The following is a 17,436-nucleotide window of genomic DNA, read 5'->3' as shown; positions in this document are numbered from 1 at the left end:
CGGCGCGCCGGTCCTCATGCTGCCGCCGGGGTCACACGGTCGAGCGGTCGCCGACGACGGGCGCGACGGTCGGCAGGCCCGGCTGGTGGGAGCTCGGCCGCACGCGGCCCACGGCGATCAGGGTCACGCCCTCGATGAGCGTCTGCAGAGCCAGGAGCGTGCCCAGGAGGGTGAGCGTGGCGGTGGTCAGGTTGAGCAGCACCCACACGCCCAGCCCCGCCGACACCAGTCCGCTGACGAGCAGCAGTGCCCGCGCCTCCGGCACGACCGACGCACCGAACATGCGGACGAGCCCGGTGGTCAGGAACATCGATCCGGCGATCAGCGTCAGGGTCAGCGCGCCGATCGCGGAGTTCCGGAGGATGAACAGGCCCAGGACCGCGAGGACCACCCCGCCCAGGGCCACAGTCCACGACGCGCCGGAGCGGAGCCGGAGGAGTGTCCCGACGACCAGCGCGATCCCCGAGATCAGCGCCGTCCAGCCGAGGAGCAGCACGGAGACGACGGTCGCGAAGACCACGTTCCCGAGCAGGATCACCCCCGCGATGAGGAGGAGGACACCCACTGCGATGTCGACACCCGTGCGCCGTCGCTCCAGGGTCATGGTCATGGCCACTCCTTCCGCCGGTTCCGGTTTCGGCGAAGCCTGTCGAGGCAGGGGACCGGCCGGCTCATCCGCCGGGGATGAGATGGCGCGGACGAGTCGTCGCAGTGAGCCGGTTCAGCCGGCGTCCTCCGACACCTCGGCGACCTTCCGATCCAGGAAGCCGGTGACCGCCTGCTGCCCGTAGCCGAAGATGAAGGCGAGGAGCAGCGCGGACGCCACCGACGTGTAGGCACCGACCAGCAACCCGCTCCCGACGGCGACGATGCCGATGACCGCCGTCCAGATGCCCATCACGAACTTCGCCGCGACGAGCATCGGTCGGGGATCGAACCAGATGGCGTCGGAGAAATCGGTCTGCCTGATGTAGAGGGAGACCAGGCCGCTGACCAGGCCGCCGAGGGCTCCGAAGATCATGACCAGCACGAGCAGGAAACGGGGCGAGATGCCCATGCCGTCGGCCGGCGGCTGGATGAAGGGCTCGGAGCTGAACGCCTGGAGCAGCGCGACGAGCAGTGCCATGAACAGCAGCGCCGCCGAGATGGAGTAGATCCCGCGCCGCCGCTGACGTTCCCCGTCGTGCCGCGCCTCGGCTGCCCGGTGCGACCGTCGAATGGCATCCAGGGCCAGGACGCGACGCGCCTCCTGGTCGAGTCCTGCCGCGCGCAGCCGCTCCTCGAACTGCTTCCACGCCGCCTTGGGCAGTTCCTTGGCGACATGACCCCGCGCGTCGAGGACGATCTCCGCCACGTCAGGGTCCTTGGTGCGGAGGTCCAGCTCGATCTCGTGCAGCTGGTACCACGCCGAGTGCAGGAGCTCGTCCCCCCGCCACCAGGTGCGGAGACGGTGACGCAGAGAGGTCGAGTCCGTCGTCCGCGGCGCCAGGCACTGCTCGCCCACGTGAGCCAGCCGCCGGCTCACCTGTGCCCGCTCCTCCGTCGTCAACGCGCCATCGAGCCGATGGAGCTCGAGGGCGAGTGCGTCGGCACGTTCCCGAGCCAGTACGAGCCCGTCAGTCATCCTGACCTCCCTTGCGGCCATGGCGAGACGCCGACCGGTACGTGCACGCCGAGGTGGTCATCCGAACAAGGCGTCGAGGGTGACGAAGCCGTACCCGGCGGCTCGCATCCGGGCGATCATGTCCGGGAGGGCATCCGCGTCGAGCGTCGAGCCGTCGTCGGGGTTGCTGCCGATGTGCATCAGCACGATCTCCCCGGGGCGCAGCCCCGCCAGGGCGCGGTCCGTGACCTCCTGGGCGCTGCGGCCGCCACTGATGCCCTGCCAGCCCAGCGTGTCCACCGTCCAGCGGACCGCGACGTAGCCGTCGGCGTTCACCGCGGCGATGGTGCGCGCGTCACGATCACCGGACGGGAACCGGAACAGCGGACGCGGGTCCGCGCCGGCGGCCAGGATCGCCTGCTGCCCGGCGAGCACCTCCTCGCTGACGGCGGCGTCGGACAGCCCGGTGAACGCCGGGTGGGTCATCGAGTGGTTGCCGATGCGGTGCCCGCCGGCGCCGATGGCGGTCACGCCCGCGGGGTTGGCCGCAGCCCAGCGGCCGGTGAGGAAGAACGTGGCGCGGACCCCCTCGCGGGCCAGTGTGGCCAGGATGCTGGGCAGCGCCGCGGCGTTCGCACCGGCGTCGAAGGTCAGCGCGACCACCCGCTGGGAGGTCGGCAGCACCGTGAGGTCCTGGCCCCGCAGTGCCGGCGGCACCGCGACCGGTGCGGCCGTCGTCGGGGCCGTCGGTGCCGGCGTGCCGGGCTCCTGCGTGGTCGTCTCCGGGCTGGTGGTCGTCGCCCCGGCGCTCGTCGGCGCTGCGCTCGTCGAGGGGACGGGGGACGTCGTCCCGCGGGCCTGGGGAGGAGTGTCGTCCTCGCCGCCGGTGGCCACGAGCACGCCCACCGCCGTCACCACCGCGATGAGGACCGCGGCGGCGATCGCCCACCACCCCCGTCTCCCCGAAAGCCTCATGGCGGTCAGTCCAGCCGCGCCGGGGGAGGGCGGGCAAGTGGCGCACGGCTTCCCACGACGGGACCAACGGCACCGCGCGGTCGCGCCGGGACCGCCGTTCCGCCCGAAGGGAGCCGGATCAGCGGTCGGTGCGCTTCTGGTAGCGGGCGGCGCGCTTGGCCGCGGCAGCGCGCTTGCGCTCGCTCTCCTGCTGCTGACGCACGAGACCGGCACGGTCACGGTGGGCCAGGGCGGTACCCACGGGGTAGCCGGCCTTCTTGACGCGGGTCTCGGCGGACTCGGCGATGTAGGCGACCGAGTAGATCAGCGCGAGGAAGATCCCCAGGAGGCACATGCCGACGCGCAGACCCCATCCGGCGGGCACGAAGATCATGATCAGCGCGATCGGGACCGCCAGATGCACCATCGCTCGGGCGATGTGGCGCAACCACCAGGTGCCGGTCGTGGTGTCGAAGAGCACCCAGCTCCGGTGTCGTCGTGGCAGCCGGCCACCCAGGGCGTACCAGAGCCACCAGTGCGGGGCCGGGCGGACGATCGGGTCGGCGGGAGTCACGCGCTCTTCCGGGAGTGCCCTGCCGACTCGCTCGTGGTCGCTGATGCTCACGGACTCATCCTCCCCGAGGACGGTGGGCACAAAAGGTTGGGGCACAAACTGATGGCGAGGTCACATCGGACCGCGTGCTCCGGAGTGGTCCTCGGCGATGTCGTCCCGGGCGACGGTGGGGACGCGACCGCCGTCGGCCGGCCCGCTGCGCCGCCCGACGCGGCACTCAGGCGACCGTCGCCTCCGGGATCGCGTCCTGCGCCGGACTCCTGAGCGCCCGCTGGGAGGCGCCGATCACCTGGGTGAGCGTCTCGTGCAGGCTGATCAACTGGTCGATCGGCAGGCCCAGCCGCTCCACGATCCCGGCGGGGATCCTCTCCGCCTCCGCGCGCAGCGCAATGCCCTGGTCGGTCAGTGTCAACGCCAGGTTCCGCTGATCCCTCGGATCCCGCTCCCGGCGCAGCAGTCCGGCCGCCTCCAGCCGCTTCAGCAGTGGCGAGAGCGTGCCCGGATCCAGCTGCAGCAGACCCGACAGCTCCTTGACCGACAGCTGCCCGTGCTGCCACAGCGCCAGCATCACGAGGTACTGCGGATGGGTGAGCCCGAGCGGCTCGAGCACCGGTCGGTAGATCGCGACCACGTTGCGGGCAGCCACCGACAGCGCGAAGCACACCTGTCGATCCAGGGCCAGCACGTCGTCGGACGCGAGGCCGGGCTCGGCCGTCGTCTTCGTGGTCGTCACCGACCCAGGCTAGAACCTGTGGCCCAAGAGTTGGACCGCCAACCGTTTCGGGGGACGGAGGCGTGCGCCGTGCGCGAGGGCGGGCCGGGTCGTCAGCCGTCCACCTGCCGTCGCGACGATTCACGGTCGCCCGCCGGACCCGAGTCGGCACGGGGACCGGAAGCGGTCGGCTGCAGCGGGGAGAAACTCGTCGTCGGCCGGGACGTCGCGCCGTGCTCGGCGTGGCGCTTCATGGAGACCAGCGCGCCACGCAGCATCTGTCGTACGAAGGGGCGGAGGACCAACCAGTAGGCGGCGAACCGCCGGCGTGCCGCGGCGTCGGTGCAGACCGTGCGGCTCTCGTAGGTCAGCAGCGTCCGGCCCTCGCCGTGCGGGTGCAACGCGAACCCGGCCACGGTCTTGGCGTAGCCGGGGCGGTCGAACGAGGCGAACTCCCCGGGCGCGACCTTCACGATGCCGAAGTCCCGGCGCCAGAACTGCCCGACGAGGCCCGCGAGCATCTCCACGCCCGGCTCGTCACGAAGGCCCACCCAGCCGGACTCCTCCCCGGCCGCGTCCCGCATCCGGAACGTCGGGCGCCGGCTCGACCGGGCGTTCGACCGACGTGTCTCCGTGTCCGACGTCCTCGGGCGCAGGCGGTTCGGCAGGTCTCGCGCGGTGACCATCAGGCGGGTCAGCTGGTTGTCCATCAGGTCGGCATCCAGCACAGCCTGATAGGTCTCCCGGGGATCAGCGTTGACGACGATGTGCTGCACGACGTTGACATCGAAACGCGGCATCACCTCGTCGATGCGCAGGGCGATCGGACGTGGGGACCTGCCGGCCTGGGGGAACTGGTCCTCGTTCGTGGTCATGCCTCCAGGCAAGCCGCGCGGCCGCGGGAGCGACAGAGCCGACCGACCCGCGGGCCGAAGGCGCGGGTCCCTGCCGCACCCGCACGACGCGGAGGCGGATCAGCCGGCCAGCGAGCCGGCGAAGATCTGCCAGGCGAGGGCGCTCTTGGCGACCAGGCTCAGCACCAGGTAGGCCTTCTCGCCGTAGGCGTAACTGCGCCACGGGCCGATCTCCCGGTACTGCAGCCACTGGTTGAGCGCAAAGCTCGCGAAGAACACGAAGAGCGATCCGAAGATCCCGTAGACGAAGCCGGGGATCTGCTCGGCCCCGACGATGTTGGCGGTGACCGCCACCCAGGGCGCCGCCCCGGCAACGCAGCCGAACCAGAACGGCTGCATGGTCGTCCGGGTGCGGCCGGGCGGGTTCATCAGCTCCTGCAGCCAACCGAAGAGGATCATCGCGACGTTGGCACCGGCGATGCCGATCAGCGCGCTCAGCCCGGTGATGCCGGTGTAGGCGCAGATCAGCAGCACCATGATCGTCGAGCTGACCGAGTACTCCAGCCAGCGGAACCGGTTGATGCCGCGGCGCAGGTCCTCCTCGTAACGCCGGCGCAGCACCGTGGCGGTCAGCAGGTGGTCCAGCGCGGCAAGCCCGAGGAAGACCGCGATCGCGGCCCCCACGCCGACGTCGACCAGGGCTTCCGGCGCCGGTACCGCAGTCCCGGGCGGACCGGCCGGGAACGACGACGTCACGGGGATCGCGAAGCCGCTGGCCAGCAGCAGGACCGCTACGGCCTGGGCCACATGCAGCACCGTCAGCGCCAGGTTCCAGCGCCGGAGGCCGGCAAGGCGCCCGTCGTCCACCCCCGTCGCGACCGGTGCGGGCCCGGAACGGGTGTGCCTGGTCACGGCGACCTCCTGGATGGGCACGTGGCGGCCGCGCCGTGCCACCACGGTGCCTCGCCGCCGGCGTTCACACGCCCGGACGTTAGCGCGTGCAGGTTCGGGCAGGTCGGGGTCAGTTCGTCGTCAGGAAGGGCGCGAGCGCCCGCCGGGCCAGGTGGAGGGTCTCGACGTCATGGCGCCGTCCGTCGCCCTGGCTGACGAGCTCGCCCGTGAGCCGCTCGGGGCCACCCGTCGGCGTCGACGTGCGCCACGTCCTGTAGCTGCAGCCGAGGACGTCGCAGCGTGCCCGGGACCGAGGGGAGCGCTACGTCCATGGTCTCCAGGAAGCCTCGGGGCCGTGCAGGAATAGCAGGCGCCCGCCCCCTCCCACGTGTGCGGTGGGTACGACAGCCTCGGACGACCAGGGCGGAATGCTCTGGAGGACGCCGCGCTCGTCGTCGAGGTTGGGGCGCATGCGCACCGTGATCCACCATCGCCCGGTGGCCACGGAGGCCGTCCGACGGGCCCTCATGACTGTGCAGCGGGGGAGGACGCGCCGGACGTGGCTGCTCCGCGCCGGGATGGCGTCGGTGGCGGTGTACGCCGCCGGCGACCTGCATTCGGGGCGGTCGTACGAGGGCTACAGCTTCCGGGACCAGGCGATCAGCGAGCTGTCGGCCTACGGGTCTCCCGTGCGGTCGGGGGCGGTGAGGTGGATCGCCATCCACGGACTGCTGGAGAGTGCGTTCGGCGTGGGGGTGTGGCAGTCGGCCGGTGGGAGTCGGTCACTCCGGTGGACGGCGGGCCTCTCGCTCGCCGCAGGCGTGGTCACGGCGCCGCTCCATCCCTTCTTCCCGATGAGCACCCGCGGGATGGAGCCCGGGTTCAACGACACGATGCACCAGATCCTGACGTTGGCTTTCGTTCCGCTCACTTGTGGTGCGGTGGCGGCCTCCGCGGTCGCCCGCCCGGGCTGGTTCCGGCGGTACGCCACCGCATCCCTGGCGGTCATCGTGGGATCCGGCGGGCTCATGGCGCCCCTGATGAGCGCCCTCGCGGAGAACCGGCCGACGCCCTGGCTCGGCGCCCTGGAGAGAGTCAACGCCTACACCATGCACGCCTGGACGGTCGTGCTGGCCGGGGTGCTGATGCATCGCCCCCTCACCGCGGCCGGCGCGGGACCCGTCGGAGGCGTCGGAGGTGGTCACCGCCGAGGCGTCGGCGTCGCGCAGGAGGCCTGAGGCGCCCACCGGCCGCTACGTCCGGCTGATCGCCGCGACTACTCCCGCGACCACTCCTTCGAGCGGTAGCCGTGTGCCGGTCACTCTGCGCCGCGTGCAAGCCGGTGCTGCTCGCACCGTGGAGGATGACCGGCACCCATCGTGGCCCTTCGAACCCGCCGGCGGCCTACGGCCGCCACCGGCCGTCGGATCGACGTCGAGGGCGTGGACATGTACGTCTTCCGCGGCGACCGGGTCTGCCGCTACCAGGCGAGCTACGACACCGGCACCGTCGCGCGGCAGCTCGGATTGCTGCCCGCACACGACAGCCGCACGGAGCGGGTGCTGGTCCTCCTCCAGCGCCTGCTCACCGCGGTCAGGGCCGTCCGTCCCTGACTGCTGGTGGGGTCGGGGCCCCGCCGGCCGCCCCCCAGCAGGAGCACCCCCGCCGGCCCGAAAGCCGTGGGGGTCTACTCGGTGTCCGAGGGGGCGCCACGCTTCCTGCGCACACGCTGCGGGCCTCGCGATCGTCGGTCCGGGTGCCGGCGTGGCGGGTGAGGGACCGGCGGCCCGAGGCCGAGGACATTCGTCCCTGACCGGCACTGCGCGCGCGGGCCAGGGTGAGCCGATGACGTCGATCCGCGTCGGGTGGATCGGTCACTGGCTCCGGAGCTGTCATGACCACCGAAGAGGCCGGCTCGGCCCCGCTGCTGGACGCCGTCCTGAACCTGTCCCGGTTCCACAAGGAGCATGAGCGCTTCTATTCGACCGCTCCGCTGGAGACCGCGGTCAGGCTGCAGCGGCACGCCCGGACCCTGCAGGCGTTGGCCGACCGGTGGGCCAACGCTCAACCTGTGACGCGGCCTGCATCGAGCCCGTACGAGGGGGCGGAGGACCTCAACAGCGAGGCTGCCATCGCGCTCGACGGGGTGCTGTTCCTGGAGGGCGAGGGGCGCCCGGCGGAGATCACCGCGATGATCGACGAACTACGTGCCGACGCCGACGGGTTCGCGCGGATCGGAGCCTGGCTGGACCAGGCGATGAAGGCGTCCTGGAACATGGCCGCCGCCTTGCTCGACATCGAGGAACTCGCCGCCGTCATGGGCGAACGGCACCGGATCATCGGCAACGACTGGCTCTCGGCACACATGCAGGCCCTGACGGCGGAGCTCCTGGCGCGTGCCGCGGAGATGCTCGAGCGCATCGACCTCACCCCCGCGGCGGTGCGCGCCGACCTGGGCGCCGGCCGTGTCGCCCCCCGGCGGCTGTACTCGGCGGCCGAGGTGATCTCCCGCGCGGCGGACCTGTGTTGTGAGTCGGCCGGGTTGGTCCATGACAACGAGCGTCGCTGGCGGGTCTTCCGGGAGAGGGTCGACGAAGTCGTGCACGGCACCCCCCGCGGGGATCGCAGCAGCCACCCGGGCCCGCCCATCCCGGAGGTGCCGCGGTGAGCGATGCTGCAGTCCGGCCCCCGAGGATGCCGCCACCGTGGTTCGTGCACACGGCCTGGCGGGTGCACCGCCTCCTCTACCGGCTCAGCGGAGGCCGGTTCCTGTGGACGCCGGCCGGCAAGCGGGGCTGGGGGGCACTGCGCCTGACGATCACCGGGCGGAGGTCCGGCCGGCAGCGCAGCGTGATCGTCGGCTACCTGGAGGACGGCACCGATCTCGTCACCCTGGCGATGAACGGGTTCGAGGAGGGGTATCCGTCCTGGTGGCTCAACCTCGAGGAGCACCCGGACGCCGTCGTCCGCCTGGCCCACCAGGCGCCGCGCCCGGTGCGCGCCCGGCGGGCGACGGGGGAGGAGCGCGACCGGCTGTGGCAGCGCTGGGTCGCGGTCGATCCGAGCCACGACGTCTTCGCGGCACGACGCTCGACCGAGATCCCCGTCGTCGTCCTCGCCCCCCGGGACGGACAGGTGACGTGAACCGGTGATCGCCGGCTGTCCGGTCGAACGCCGAGCGGTGATGAACGCGCGCCGCGACGGGGCGGCCCCGGCCCGCACACGCCTCGGTCTCGGCCGGCCAGAGCCGCCGAACCGGCCACCCCCGCGTCGAGGGTGCTGCGCTCGCTCGGGCGGAGCCTGGAGGACCGGAGCGGCCGGTCGGCTCGACCGGCGATTCGTCTGACCACGCCCTCGCTGAGGCGTTCGCGCGGACACCTTCTGCCGGCACGACCCCGCGGCGACTCGCGTCCGCTCCGAGCCTCCACCACACCGGGGCGAGACACGGCGCGACCCGTAGGTTTCGATCATGCAGCCAACCGAGGCGTCCTCGTTGCGCGGTGACCTGAGCCTCGCGGACCTGCTGAGCGTGGCGGGCGTCGCGACGGAGGACGTGCTCCTCGTCCGGCACACCTACAGCGCAGACGGCCTCACCGGCCCGCAGGACGCCACGGTGGAGAACGTCCTCACCTACACCCGAATCCAGTCGGTCCGGCAGAGCAAGATCCCGAGGGATCCACCTGCCGTGTGGCTCAACTTCGTGGCGGACGGCAAGCGGCGGTCCCGGTTCCTCGTGGCCTACGAGAACAGGGGTGAAGTGCTCGCCGAGCGGACCGAGGTCAAGCGGTACTTCGATCTCCACCCATCCGACGTTCTCGTGTCGCTCCGGAACCGGCTCGTCATCGAGTGGTCGAACGACACGATCAACTGGGCCAAGGCGGGAGGGAAGGCCGCGCAGATGCCGGTGGTCGAGATCGCCGACCCCGCCCGCGTGCCGTTCCCGGGCTTCGACAACGTCCTCATCACCCACGACGAGCTGGTGGCCGTCGTCGAGGACTCGCGATACGCGGAGTGGAGGACAGCGCTCGCCGCCGTCCAGGGCGTCTACCTCGTCGCGGACACCAGCAGCGGCGAGCTGTACGTCGGGAAGGCGGACGGCACGGAGCGCCTTCTGGGTCGGTGGAGCGCGTACGCCCGCGACGGCCACGGCGGCAACGTCGCGCTCCGCGAACTGGCAGAGGTCGACGTGACCCACCGTCGGCACTTCCTCTTCAGCATCCTGCGGGTGTTCGGCCCGACCGCGACCACCGCTGAGGTCGACGCGGCCGAGGCTCACTACAAGCGGGCGTTCCTCACCCGGCAGTACGGCCTCAACCGGAACTAGCAGGCGGCACCGCGGACGCTGCCGCACGGAGCGGTGGCGGTTCGGCCGGGACTGCGACACCGATGCAGATGGCTGACGCAATCGTGCAGACATCCGGCGGGCATGCCGGGACCAGAGATGGAAGAACCCCCACCGGCCAGGGAGGCCGTGGGGGTCCAACTCTGTGTCCGAGGGGGGACTTGAACTTCCGTCCGCAGGTAAGCATCTAGGTGCGTCATGATGCCTCGACCAGCGCTTTTGTCCCTCTTTGTGGACACCGAGATGACCTAGAATTGCATCCAGATGCCCTCAAATGCGCCGACGGCAGTATCACGCGGAGTATCACGAGGCGATCCTCACGGACCCGACTTCTGGCCGATCGGCCAGCTCGGCGGTCCCGGGTATGCCACCCCGCGCATACGACGCGTTGTCGGCTGGGCGGCGAGTTGTCGGTGGTGCCGCTGACCGTCCTGGTTGCGATCAGCTGGGCCATTGCGCCACGCCTGGCTACCGGCTACCAGCAGAGGTGTCGTCTACTAGGCGTCCTGACCACGGACGTTGGTGACGCCACTCACCCGCCCCAACCGTCGTCAGCTCATCACCGGTAGACAGGCTCAGCCAGGCTCGTAGTCAGTCCAAGTTGTGAGCGCGGGCCAATTGTCGCCCGATGCCTCGGGCGGCGACCTGGAGCACCGGTACGAGGCGGGGGATGTCCCGCCGGTGCGGGGGGACCACGATGCCCAGTGCTGCGACGACGACGGGTCCGCTGCGGCCCTCCAGGCGCACCGGCACCGCAAGGGACGCCGCGCCCGCGGACATCTCCTCCGACGTCCGTGCGTAATGGCGACGCCTCACCTCGGCCAGTTCCCGGCGCATCCGGCCGGGCTCGACCAGCGTGTGCCTCGTCTGGCGGGTGAGCAAGCCCAGCGCCTGTTCCACCACGTCGAGCGGGGCAGCGGCCAGGAGCACCTTGCCCACGCCGGTCGCGTGCAGCGGCAGTCGGCTGCCGACCTGGCTGATGATGGGCACCGACACGCGGCCGGAGATCCGTTCGACGTAGAGGGCCTGCAGGTCCTCGCGGACGGCGAGGTGCACGGTGTCCCGGATCGTGGTGTGCAGGTCGTGCATGAAGGGCGCGGCCACCTGACGCAGCTCCATCTGAACCGGCGCGAGAAGTCCGAGGTCCCACAGCTTGCGGCCGATCTCGTAGCGGCCGTCGGGGCGCCGGATGAGCGCGCCCCACTCGGTCAGCTCGCCGAGCAGCCGGTGGGCCGTGGCGAGCGGGGTGCCGGAGCGTTCGGCGATCTCGGAGAGGGTCAGCCGAGGCGTGCGGCCGCCGAACGCGTCCAGGAGCCCCAGGGCGCGCGAGGTCACCGATCGACCGGGGGCGTTGCTGCGGCCGGCCATAGGTTCTCCTCCCGCCCAGTGGAAGTGCGGGCTTGGGCAGCCTAACCGTCGGCCGTACCGTCCCGGCATGACCGGGAGCACATCCGGTAGTCGGCTGCACCTGCCGCGCTACCTGCGCGAGGACGACTCGCTGCGCACGCCCATCGGCTTTCCCGATTACCGGAGCACGGCCCTCCGCGCCCCGTTGCGCACTCCGGTCGACCTCCCGCATCGGCTGACCGAGGTGACCGGTCCGGTGCTCGGCGAGGACCGTGTACTCGCCCGGGACGCCGACCTGACCTGGCGCAACGACGGCGAGGCCATCGGTCAGCGGATCCTGGTTCATGGGCGGGTGCTCGACAGCGACGGTCGTCCGGTGCCCGATGCGCTCGTCGAGGTGTGGCAGGCCAACGCGGCCGGTCGCTACCGGCACGTGGTCGACAACTGGCCGGCACCGCTGGACCCGCACTTCGACGGACTGGGCCGCGTGGTCACCGACAGCCTCGGCCGGTACGAGTTCCTGACCATCAAGCCGGGTGCTTATCCGTGGGGCAACCATCACAACGCATGGCGGCCGGCGCACATCCACTTCAGCCTGTTCGGCCGGGCGTTCACCCAGCGCCTGGTCACGCAGATGTACTTCCCCGGCGACCCGTTGTTCGAGCAGGACCCGATCTACAACGCCATTCCCGCCGCGGCGCGGCACCGGGCCGTCAGTCGGTACTCCCTCGAGCGGACGCAGGACAACTGGGCCCTGGCCTTCGAGTGGGACATCGTGCTGCGCGGCACCGACCAGACCCCGCTCGAGACCGACGACGACGGAGATGTCGCGTGAACCCGCTGGACGTCCCCCCGGACCCCGCTGTCCCGCACGAGCCCCGTTCCGGGCAGCGCGGCTCCGGCTTCCTGACCGCCCCGTTCCGGCTGGGCACCACGCCGAGCGCCACGGTGGGTCCGTACCTGGCCATCGGGCTGAGCTGGCCCGACGGCATCTGGGCCGCTGATGAGGGCACCCGGGACGGCGTGTGGATCCGCGGCCGGGTGCTGGACGGTGCCGGCGACGTGGTCCCCGACGCGATGGTGGAGACCTGGCAGGCGGACCCGGACGGCGGCTTCGCCTCGCCCGAGGACCCGCGCGGTGTGGCGTCCTACCCGGGCTTCCGCGGCTACGCCCGCGCCCAGACGAGCACCGGTGAGTTCGGCGTCTTCACGCTCAAGCCGGGGCGGGTGCCCGACGGGCATGGCGGTCTGCAGGCGCCGCACATCGATGTCTCGGTTTTCGCGCGCGGCCTCCTCGACCGCGTCGTCACCCGCATCTACTTCGCCGACGAGGCGGACGCCAACGCCGAGGACGTCGTCCTGCGCGAGCTGCCCGAGGACCGGCGGAGCACGCTGGTCGCCGACCGGACCGAGGACGGCTACCGGCTCGACGTGCACCTCCAGGGCGAGCGCGAGACGGTGTTCTTCGCCGTATGAGTCCTTCCGGTAGGAAGATCCCGTGAGCGGACTCTTCGACGGCACCTTCGCGCGCGGGGGTGCGGCCGCCGCTGTCTCCGACCCCGCCTGGCTCGACGCGCTGCTCGACGTCGAGGCGGCCCTCGCCCGGGCCGCCGCGCGCTCCGGGCTGGTCCCGGCCGGAGCCGCCGAGGCGGTCTCCGCGGCGTGCGCGGAGCCGGCCGGGCTGGACCTGGCACGGGTGGTTGCGCGCGCGGCGGACGCCGGCAACCCGGTGCCGCCGCTGGTGCGGGTGCTGCAGGACGCCGTCGGCGCGGAGGCCGCGCGGGCCGTGCACGTGGGGGCGACCAGCCAGGACGTGCTGGACACCGCTCTCGTCCTCGTCGCCCGCCGCGCCATGTCGGCGATCGAGCGCGACCTCGCCGTCGCCGCGGAGGCCGCGGCGGCCCTGGCGCGTGCCCACAGGGACGACGTCGTCATGGGCCGCACCCTGATGCAGCAGGCGCTGCCCACGACGCTCGGGCTCAAGGCCGCTGGCTGGCTGGCCGGCCTCGAGGGCGCGCGGGCGCGGCTGGTCGCCGTCGACGCCGCCCTCCCGGTCCAGTACGGGGGAGCCGTGGGCACCCTGGCCGCCAGCGAGGGCCACGGCGTGGACCTGCGTGCGGCCCTGGCGGCAGAGCTCGGGCTGACCACGACCGCGGTCGCGTGGCACACCGTGCGGCTGCCGATCGCGGACCTGGCCGGGGCGCTGGGCACGGCGGCCGGTGTCCTGGCCACGGTCGCCGTCGACGTCGTCCTCATGGCGCAGACCGAGGTGGGGGAGGTCAGCGAGGGCGGTGCCCGCGGCGGGTCGTCGGCCATGCCGCACAAGCACAACCCCGTCGCCGCCATCTCGGCCCGGGCCTGCGCGCGACGGGCCCCCGGCCTCGTCGCCACCCTGCTCGGTGCCATGGAGCAGGAGCATGAGCGCTCGGCCGGTGCGTGGCACAGCGAGTGGCCGACTCTCGGCGCTCTGCTGGCCACCGTCGGGTCGGCGGCCGCGTGGTTGGCCGAGTGCCTGGCCGAGCTGCGACCCGACGTGGCGCGGATGGCCGCGAACGCGGCGGCCGCCCGCGATCCGGAGCTGGCCGCCGCGCTGGCCGAGGCGCTCACGCCGTCCCTGGGTCGCGGTGCGGCGCACGACGCGGCTGCCGGCTCCGTGCGCGAGGCGCAGCGCTCGGGCCGTCCGCTGGCCGACGTGATCGCGGAGAGGGGCGACGTCGACCCGACGGGACTGCTCGGCCGCGGACCGGACGTCGGCGAGGCGGCGGGCCAGGTCGACGCCGTGCTCGCGCAGTACGACCGCAGGACAGGGAGGCCGTGATGCCCGCAGTGGACGTCTCGTACACCGAGGACGGGCCGGCCGGCGCGCCGGTCGTCGTCCTCTCCAATTCCCTCGGCGCGACCCGCGCGATGTGGGAACCCCAGGTGCCGGACTTGGCCGAGCGGTTCCGCGTGATCACGTACGACACCCGCGGGCACGGGCAGTCCCCGGCGCCCGGCGGGCCGTACTCGATCGACGACCTCGTGGACGACGTCGTCGGGCTCCTCGACCGCCTGGGCGTGGAGCGGGCGCACGTCGCGGGGCTGTCGCTGGGCGGCATGACCGGAATCCGGCTGGCCGCGCGCGAGCCCGGCCGGGTGCACCGGCTCGCCGTTCTCTGCAGCTCGGCGAAGGCAGATCCACAAAGTTTCCTGGACCGGGCGGCCGCGGTTCGCTCCGGCGGTACCGCGCCGCTGGCGTCGACCGTGGTGAGCCGTTGGCTGACTCCCGCCCACGCGGCAGCCCACCCGGGGCAGGTGGCCGGCCTGGAGGCGATGGTTTCCGGGGCCGACGACGAGGGCTACGCCGCCTGCTGCGAGGCCATCGCCGGTCTGGACCTGCGCGAGGACCTCGGCCGGATCACCGCGCCCACCCTCGTCGTCTCCGCGCTCGAGGACCCGGCGCTGCCGCCCGAGCACCAGCGGGTCATCGCCGACGGCATCGCAGGGTCCGACCTGCTGACCCTCACCCCGGCCGCGCACCTCGCCAACCTCGAGCGGACGTTCGAGGTCACCCGCGCCCTGCTGGGGCACTTCGACGCAGCAGGAGGCACCCCGTGAGCGATCCGACCGGCCCGACCACCGACGACGAGCGGCGCGCGGCGGGCATGCGGACGCGGCGCGAAGTTCTGGGCGATGCCCACGTCGACCGTGCCGTGGCTGCCACGACGCCGTTCACCGCCGACTTCCAGGACTTCATCACGCGCACCGCTTGGGGCGACCTCTGGCAGCGGCCCGGGCTGGCCCGCCGCGACCGCAGCCTGATGACGCTGTCGATCACCATTGCGTTGCGGCACTGGGAGGAGTTCGCGCTGCACGTGCGGGCGGCGAAGAACAACGGGCTGAGCGACGAGGAGATAGGCGAGGTCATCCAGCACGCCGCCGTCTACGCCGGCGTCCCGGCCGCGAACCACGCCTTCAAGGTGGCGGCGCCGATCCTGGAGGAGCTCCGCTCGACCTCCTCCTGACCGGACCGTCAGACGGTGCTGGGCAGCGGCATCTCGCGCATCTCGTCGGCCACGATCAGGGGCGCGCCGGTGGCAGCCACGACGTCGTCGGCGCTGACGCTGGGCGCGGTCTCGCGGAGTACGAGGCCGTCGTCCGTGACGTCGATGACGGCGAGGTCGGTGATGATCCGGTCCACGCACGCCTTGCCGGTCAGCGGCAGGGTGCACTCCTCCACGATCTTGGCCGATCCGTCGCGGGCGACGTGCTCCATCATGATGATCACGCGCCGAGCCCCGTGGACGAGGTCCATCGCCCCGCCCATGCCGTTGACCATCTTGCCCGGGATCAGCCAATTGGCGAGGTCGCCCCGGGGGTTGACCTGCATGGCGCCGAGCACCGCGACGTCGAGGTGCTTGCCGCGGATCATGCCGAAGGAGTCCGCCGAGTCGAAGTAGCTGGCGCCCGGCAGGACCGTGACGGTCTCCTTGCCTGCGTTGATCAGGTCGGCGTCCTCCTCGCCCTCGTAGGGGTAGGGGCCGACGCCGAGCACGCCGTTCTCGGAGTGCAGCACGACGTGGACGCCCTCGGGCACGTAGTTGGGCACCAGGGTCGGCATGCCGATCCCGAGGTTGACGTACTGGCCGTCCTCGAGCTCGAGCGCGACCCGGGCGGCGAGCTGCTCGCGGGTGAGGGACATCAGGGCGTGGCCTCCTCGCCGGCGGCGGCCGGGGTGTCGGTGCGGTCGTTGCGCGGACGGGTGGTCCGCTTCTCGATCTTCTTGTTCTCGGCGCCGACCACCACGACGCGGTCGACGAACACCCCGGGCAGGTGGACGTGCTCGGGGGCGAGCTCGCCGGGCTCGACCAGCTCCTCGATCTCGGCGATGGTGACCCGACCGGCCATCCCGGCGAGCGGGTTGAAGTTCCGCGCCGATGCGTGGAACACCAGATTGCCGTGACGGTCACCCTGCGCGGCCCGGACCAGCCCGAAGTCTGCGGTGAGCGCGGTCTCCAGCACGTACTGCTGGCCGTCGAAGACCCGCACCTCCTTAGGCGCGCTGGTCTCGACGACGTTGCCCTCGGCGTCGTACCGGACCGGGATGCCGCCCTCGGCGACCATCGTGCCCACGCCGGTCGGCGTGTAGAAGGCCGGGATGCCGGCGCCCCCGGCCCGCAGCCGCTCGGCCAGCGTGCCTTGGGGAGTCAATTCCACGTCCAGCTCCCCGGAGAGGTAGAGCCGTGCCAGCTCCTTGTTGCCCCCGACGAAGGAGCTGATCGTGCGGGAGATCCGGCCCGCGTACAGCAGTACGCCCAGCGCCTGGTCGTCGACCCCGCAGTTGTTGGAAATTGTCGTGAGCCCGCGGGCGCCCTGCTCGAGCAGGGCGTCGATCAGGATGACCGGGACGCCGCAAAGGCCGAACCCGCCGACCGCCACGGTTGCGCCATCCGGGACGTCGGCCACGGCATCGCGGGCCGTGGCGCGGACCTTGTCCACGGCTCAGAACCTCCCGGCGCGTGCGGTGACCTGCCGGCAGGCGCGCCGCAGCTTGTCCGTGTGCTTGAGATACACCAACTGCTCCGATCGGTTGAGGCTGCGCGTCAGTATCAGTGCCGATCGGTCCAGTTCTGACGCCCGAACTCCACTGGACGGAAAGCTTCCTGCACCACCGGTCATGGGTGACGCGGACGGCGGGAGACAGACCACGAGTGCGGTGTAGCCGCGGTGGTGGTCGTGCCGGTGGAGAAGCCTGGACAGGCGGCGACGCGGTCAGCCTCGCTGACATAGGGGCAGGGTGCGGCGGGACTCCTGCAGCTTCGGTTGACGGCGGTCGGGACTGGTCGTGCCGCGACTGCGGCCTGAGCGCGGCATGAGTGTGAAGGCGAGCTCGTATTCGACCGGGTGAGTTCGCCGAGGGCCCGCTGCCGGCGTCGGCGGGCGTAGGTAGCGTTCGGTCAGACAGACGATCGGCTGGTGCCGCTCGTCTCGTTCTCCATCTCCCGCCGCCGCTTCTCCCGGCGCAGCTGCACGAGCTCGTCCTGCTCGGCGCTGGTCTGCCCGTCGACGACTCCGTCGTCAATTGCGGCCGGGCGCGCCCAGCGGCGCACGGACCCGACTGAGATGTCGAAGTCAGCAGCGGCCGCGGCCTGGCTTAGGTCACCGCGGCGAGTGACCCGA

The 17,436-nt window shown here is 72.1% G+C and carries 21 protein-coding genes; 10 read left to right on the top strand and 11 right to left on the bottom strand.

Going from position 1 to position 17,436, the window contains the following annotated elements:
* Nucleotides 1-31: 31 nt before the first annotated feature.
* The 7 genes from CRP29_RS11040 to heR form a co-directional block, all read right to left on the bottom strand.
* Nucleotides 32-610 (bottom strand): HdeD family acid-resistance protein, encoded by a 579-nt coding sequence (locus CRP29_RS11040; RefSeq protein WP_097195102.1) that lies wholly within the window; start codon nt 608-610, stop codon nt 32-34.
* A gap of 111 nt (nt 611-721) precedes the next feature.
* Entirely contained in the window at nt 722-1,624 is a 903-nt protein-coding gene (locus CRP29_RS11035; protein WP_141437104.1) for a hypothetical protein, read from the bottom strand.
* A 57-nt stretch (nt 1,625-1,681) separates the two neighbouring features.
* Nucleotides 1,682-2,578 (bottom strand): polysaccharide deacetylase family protein, encoded by an 897-nt coding sequence (locus CRP29_RS11030; RefSeq protein ID WP_097195100.1) that lies wholly within the window; start codon nt 2,576-2,578, stop codon nt 1,682-1,684.
* 118 nt (nt 2,579-2,696) lie between these two features.
* Entirely contained in the window at nt 2,697-3,182 is a 486-nt protein-coding gene (locus CRP29_RS11025) for a DUF5313 family protein (RefSeq protein ID WP_245852739.1), read from the bottom strand.
* A gap of 166 nt (nt 3,183-3,348) precedes the next feature.
* The gene (locus CRP29_RS11020) at nt 3,349-3,864 is read right to left on the bottom strand and encodes a MarR family winged helix-turn-helix transcriptional regulator (RefSeq protein ID WP_097195098.1); all 516 of its coding nucleotides are present in this window, start codon (nt 3,862-3,864) and stop codon (nt 3,349-3,351) included.
* 92 nt (nt 3,865-3,956) lie between these two features.
* Nucleotides 3,957-4,718, bottom strand: a complete 762-nt coding sequence (locus CRP29_RS11015; RefSeq protein WP_097195097.1) for a hypothetical protein — start codon at nt 4,716-4,718, stop codon at nt 3,957-3,959.
* A 99-nt stretch (nt 4,719-4,817) separates the two neighbouring features.
* On the bottom strand, nt 4,818-5,609 hold the full coding sequence (heR, locus tag CRP29_RS11010; RefSeq protein ID WP_097195519.1) for a heliorhodopsin HeR: 792 nt from the start codon (nt 5,607-5,609) through the stop codon (nt 4,818-4,820).
* Between the two features lie 449 nt (nt 5,610-6,058).
* Between heR and CRP29_RS11005 the strand changes: the two genes are divergently transcribed.
* The 5 genes from CRP29_RS11005 (at nt 6,059) to CRP29_RS10985 (ending at nt 9,912) form a co-directional block, all read left to right on the top strand.
* Nucleotides 6,059-6,826: a DUF998 domain-containing protein gene (locus CRP29_RS11005; RefSeq protein WP_176522925.1), complete on the top strand. Its 768-nt coding sequence runs from the start codon at nt 6,059-6,061 to the stop codon at nt 6,824-6,826.
* Between the two features lie 141 nt (nt 6,827-6,967).
* A complete protein-coding gene (locus tag CRP29_RS11000) occupies nt 6,968-7,201 on the top strand; it encodes a hypothetical protein (RefSeq protein ID WP_097195095.1) in 234 nt (77 codons plus the stop codon).
* Nucleotides 7,202-7,482: 281 nt separating this feature from the next.
* Complete coding sequence (locus CRP29_RS10995) at nt 7,483-8,256, top strand: hypothetical protein (protein WP_097195094.1); 774 nt, start codon at nt 7,483-7,485, stop codon at nt 8,254-8,256.
* The gene (locus tag CRP29_RS10990) at nt 8,253-8,732 is read left to right on the top strand and encodes a nitroreductase/quinone reductase family protein (protein ID WP_217991538.1); all 480 of its coding nucleotides are present in this window, start codon (nt 8,253-8,255) and stop codon (nt 8,730-8,732) included. The genes CRP29_RS10995 and CRP29_RS10990 overlap by 4 nt, the downstream gene beginning before the upstream one ends.
* A 325-nt stretch (nt 8,733-9,057) precedes the next feature.
* Nucleotides 9,058-9,912, top strand: a complete 855-nt coding sequence (locus tag CRP29_RS10985) for a GIY-YIG nuclease family protein (protein ID WP_097195092.1) — start codon at nt 9,058-9,060, stop codon at nt 9,910-9,912.
* A 609-nt stretch (nt 9,913-10,521) separates the two neighbouring features.
* Here the strand turns inward: CRP29_RS10985 and CRP29_RS10980 are convergent.
* The gene (locus CRP29_RS10980) at nt 10,522-11,298 is read right to left on the bottom strand and encodes an IclR family transcriptional regulator (RefSeq protein ID WP_097195091.1); all 777 of its coding nucleotides are present in this window, start codon (nt 11,296-11,298) and stop codon (nt 10,522-10,524) included.
* Nucleotides 11,299-11,365: 67 nt separating this feature from the next.
* On the opposite strand from CRP29_RS10980, the gene pcaH reads away from it, so the two are divergent.
* From pcaH to pcaC, 5 genes are read left to right on the top strand one after another with little or no spacing between them, the layout of a single operon-like run.
* Nucleotides 11,366-12,112, top strand: coding sequence for a protocatechuate 3,4-dioxygenase subunit beta (gene pcaH / locus CRP29_RS10975; protein ID WP_097195090.1), 747 nt, complete (start codon nt 11,366-11,368; stop codon nt 12,110-12,112).
* Complete coding sequence (pcaG, locus tag CRP29_RS10970) at nt 12,109-12,753, top strand: protocatechuate 3,4-dioxygenase subunit alpha (RefSeq protein ID WP_176522924.1); 645 nt, start codon at nt 12,109-12,111, stop codon at nt 12,751-12,753. Before pcaH ends, pcaG begins: the two co-directional genes overlap by 4 nt.
* Nucleotides 12,754-12,775: 22 nt before the next feature.
* Nucleotides 12,776-14,095, top strand: a complete 1,320-nt coding sequence (gene pcaB, locus CRP29_RS10965; RefSeq protein ID WP_097195089.1) for a 3-carboxy-cis,cis-muconate cycloisomerase — start codon at nt 12,776-12,778, stop codon at nt 14,093-14,095.
* Nucleotides 14,095-14,874 carry a 3-oxoadipate enol-lactonase gene (pcaD, locus tag CRP29_RS10960; protein WP_097195517.1) on the top strand — a complete coding sequence of 260 codons (780 nt, stop codon included), beginning with the start codon at nt 14,095-14,097 and terminating at the stop codon, nt 14,872-14,874. Before pcaB ends, pcaD begins: the two co-directional genes overlap by 1 nt.
* Entirely contained in the window at nt 14,871-15,281 is a 411-nt protein-coding gene (gene pcaC / locus CRP29_RS10955) for a 4-carboxymuconolactone decarboxylase (protein ID WP_176522923.1), read from the top strand. Before pcaD ends, pcaC begins: the two co-directional genes overlap by 4 nt.
* A gap of 8 nt (nt 15,282-15,289) precedes the next feature.
* Here the strand turns inward: pcaC and CRP29_RS10950 are convergent, their stop codons facing one another.
* The 3 genes from CRP29_RS10950 to CRP29_RS22715 all read right to left on the bottom strand — a co-directional run bounded on the left by CRP29_RS10950 (nt 15,290) and on the right by CRP29_RS22715 (nt 17,366).
* Entirely contained in the window at nt 15,290-15,958 is a 669-nt protein-coding gene (locus tag CRP29_RS10950; protein ID WP_097195088.1) for a CoA transferase subunit B, read from the bottom strand.
* Nucleotides 15,958-16,755, bottom strand: a complete 798-nt coding sequence (locus CRP29_RS10945; protein ID WP_097195087.1) for a CoA transferase subunit A — start codon at nt 16,753-16,755, stop codon at nt 15,958-15,960. Before CRP29_RS10945 ends, CRP29_RS10950 begins: the two co-directional genes overlap by 1 nt.
* A gap of 458 nt (nt 16,756-17,213) precedes the next feature.
* Nucleotides 17,214-17,366 (bottom strand): hypothetical protein, encoded by a 153-nt coding sequence (locus tag CRP29_RS22715; RefSeq protein ID WP_176522922.1) that lies wholly within the window; start codon nt 17,364-17,366, stop codon nt 17,214-17,216.
* Nucleotides 17,367-17,436 lie beyond the last annotated feature (70 nt).

Source organism: Blastococcus aggregatus (assembly GCF_900221005.1).
Taxonomy (GTDB): domain Bacteria; phylum Actinomycetota; class Actinomycetes; order Mycobacteriales; family Geodermatophilaceae; genus Blastococcus; species Blastococcus aggregatus.
Note: the sequence above shows the minus strand (reverse complement) of the source record. Positions and strands in the feature narration are given on the sequence as shown.

Bases quoted from the DNA above. Each gene is read 5' to 3' on its own strand.
- CRP29_RS11040 (WP_097195102.1), bottom strand. From the start codon at position 610: ATGACCATGACCCTGGAGCGACGGCGCACGGGTGTCGACATCGCAGTG.
- CRP29_RS11035 (WP_141437104.1), bottom strand. From the start codon at position 1,624: ATGACTGACGGGCTCGTACTGGCTCGGGAACGTGCCGACGCACTCGCC.
- CRP29_RS11030 (WP_097195100.1), bottom strand. From the start codon at position 2,578: ATGAGGCTTTCGGGGAGACGGGGGTGGTGGGCGATCGCCGCCGCGGTC.
- CRP29_RS11015 (WP_097195097.1), bottom strand. From the start codon at position 4,718: ATGACCACGAACGAGGACCAGTTCCCCCAGGCCGGCAGGTCCCCACGT.
- CRP29_RS11005 (WP_176522925.1), top strand. From the start codon at position 6,059: ATGCGCACCGTGATCCACCATCGCCCGGTGGCCACGGAGGCCGTCCGA.
- CRP29_RS10995 (WP_097195094.1), top strand. From the start codon at position 7,483: ATGACCACCGAAGAGGCCGGCTCGGCCCCGCTGCTGGACGCCGTCCTG.
- CRP29_RS10985 (WP_097195092.1), top strand. From the start codon at position 9,058: ATGCAGCCAACCGAGGCGTCCTCGTTGCGCGGTGACCTGAGCCTCGCG.
- CRP29_RS10980 (WP_097195091.1), bottom strand. From the start codon at position 11,298: ATGGCCGGCCGCAGCAACGCCCCCGGTCGATCGGTGACCTCGCGCGCC.
- pcaH (WP_097195090.1), top strand. From the start codon at position 11,366: ATGACCGGGAGCACATCCGGTAGTCGGCTGCACCTGCCGCGCTACCTG.
- pcaD (WP_097195517.1), top strand. From the start codon at position 14,095: ATGCCCGCAGTGGACGTCTCGTACACCGAGGACGGGCCGGCCGGCGCG.
- CRP29_RS10950 (WP_097195088.1), bottom strand. From the start codon at position 15,958: ATGTCCCTCACCCGCGAGCAGCTCGCCGCCCGGGTCGCGCTCGAGCTC.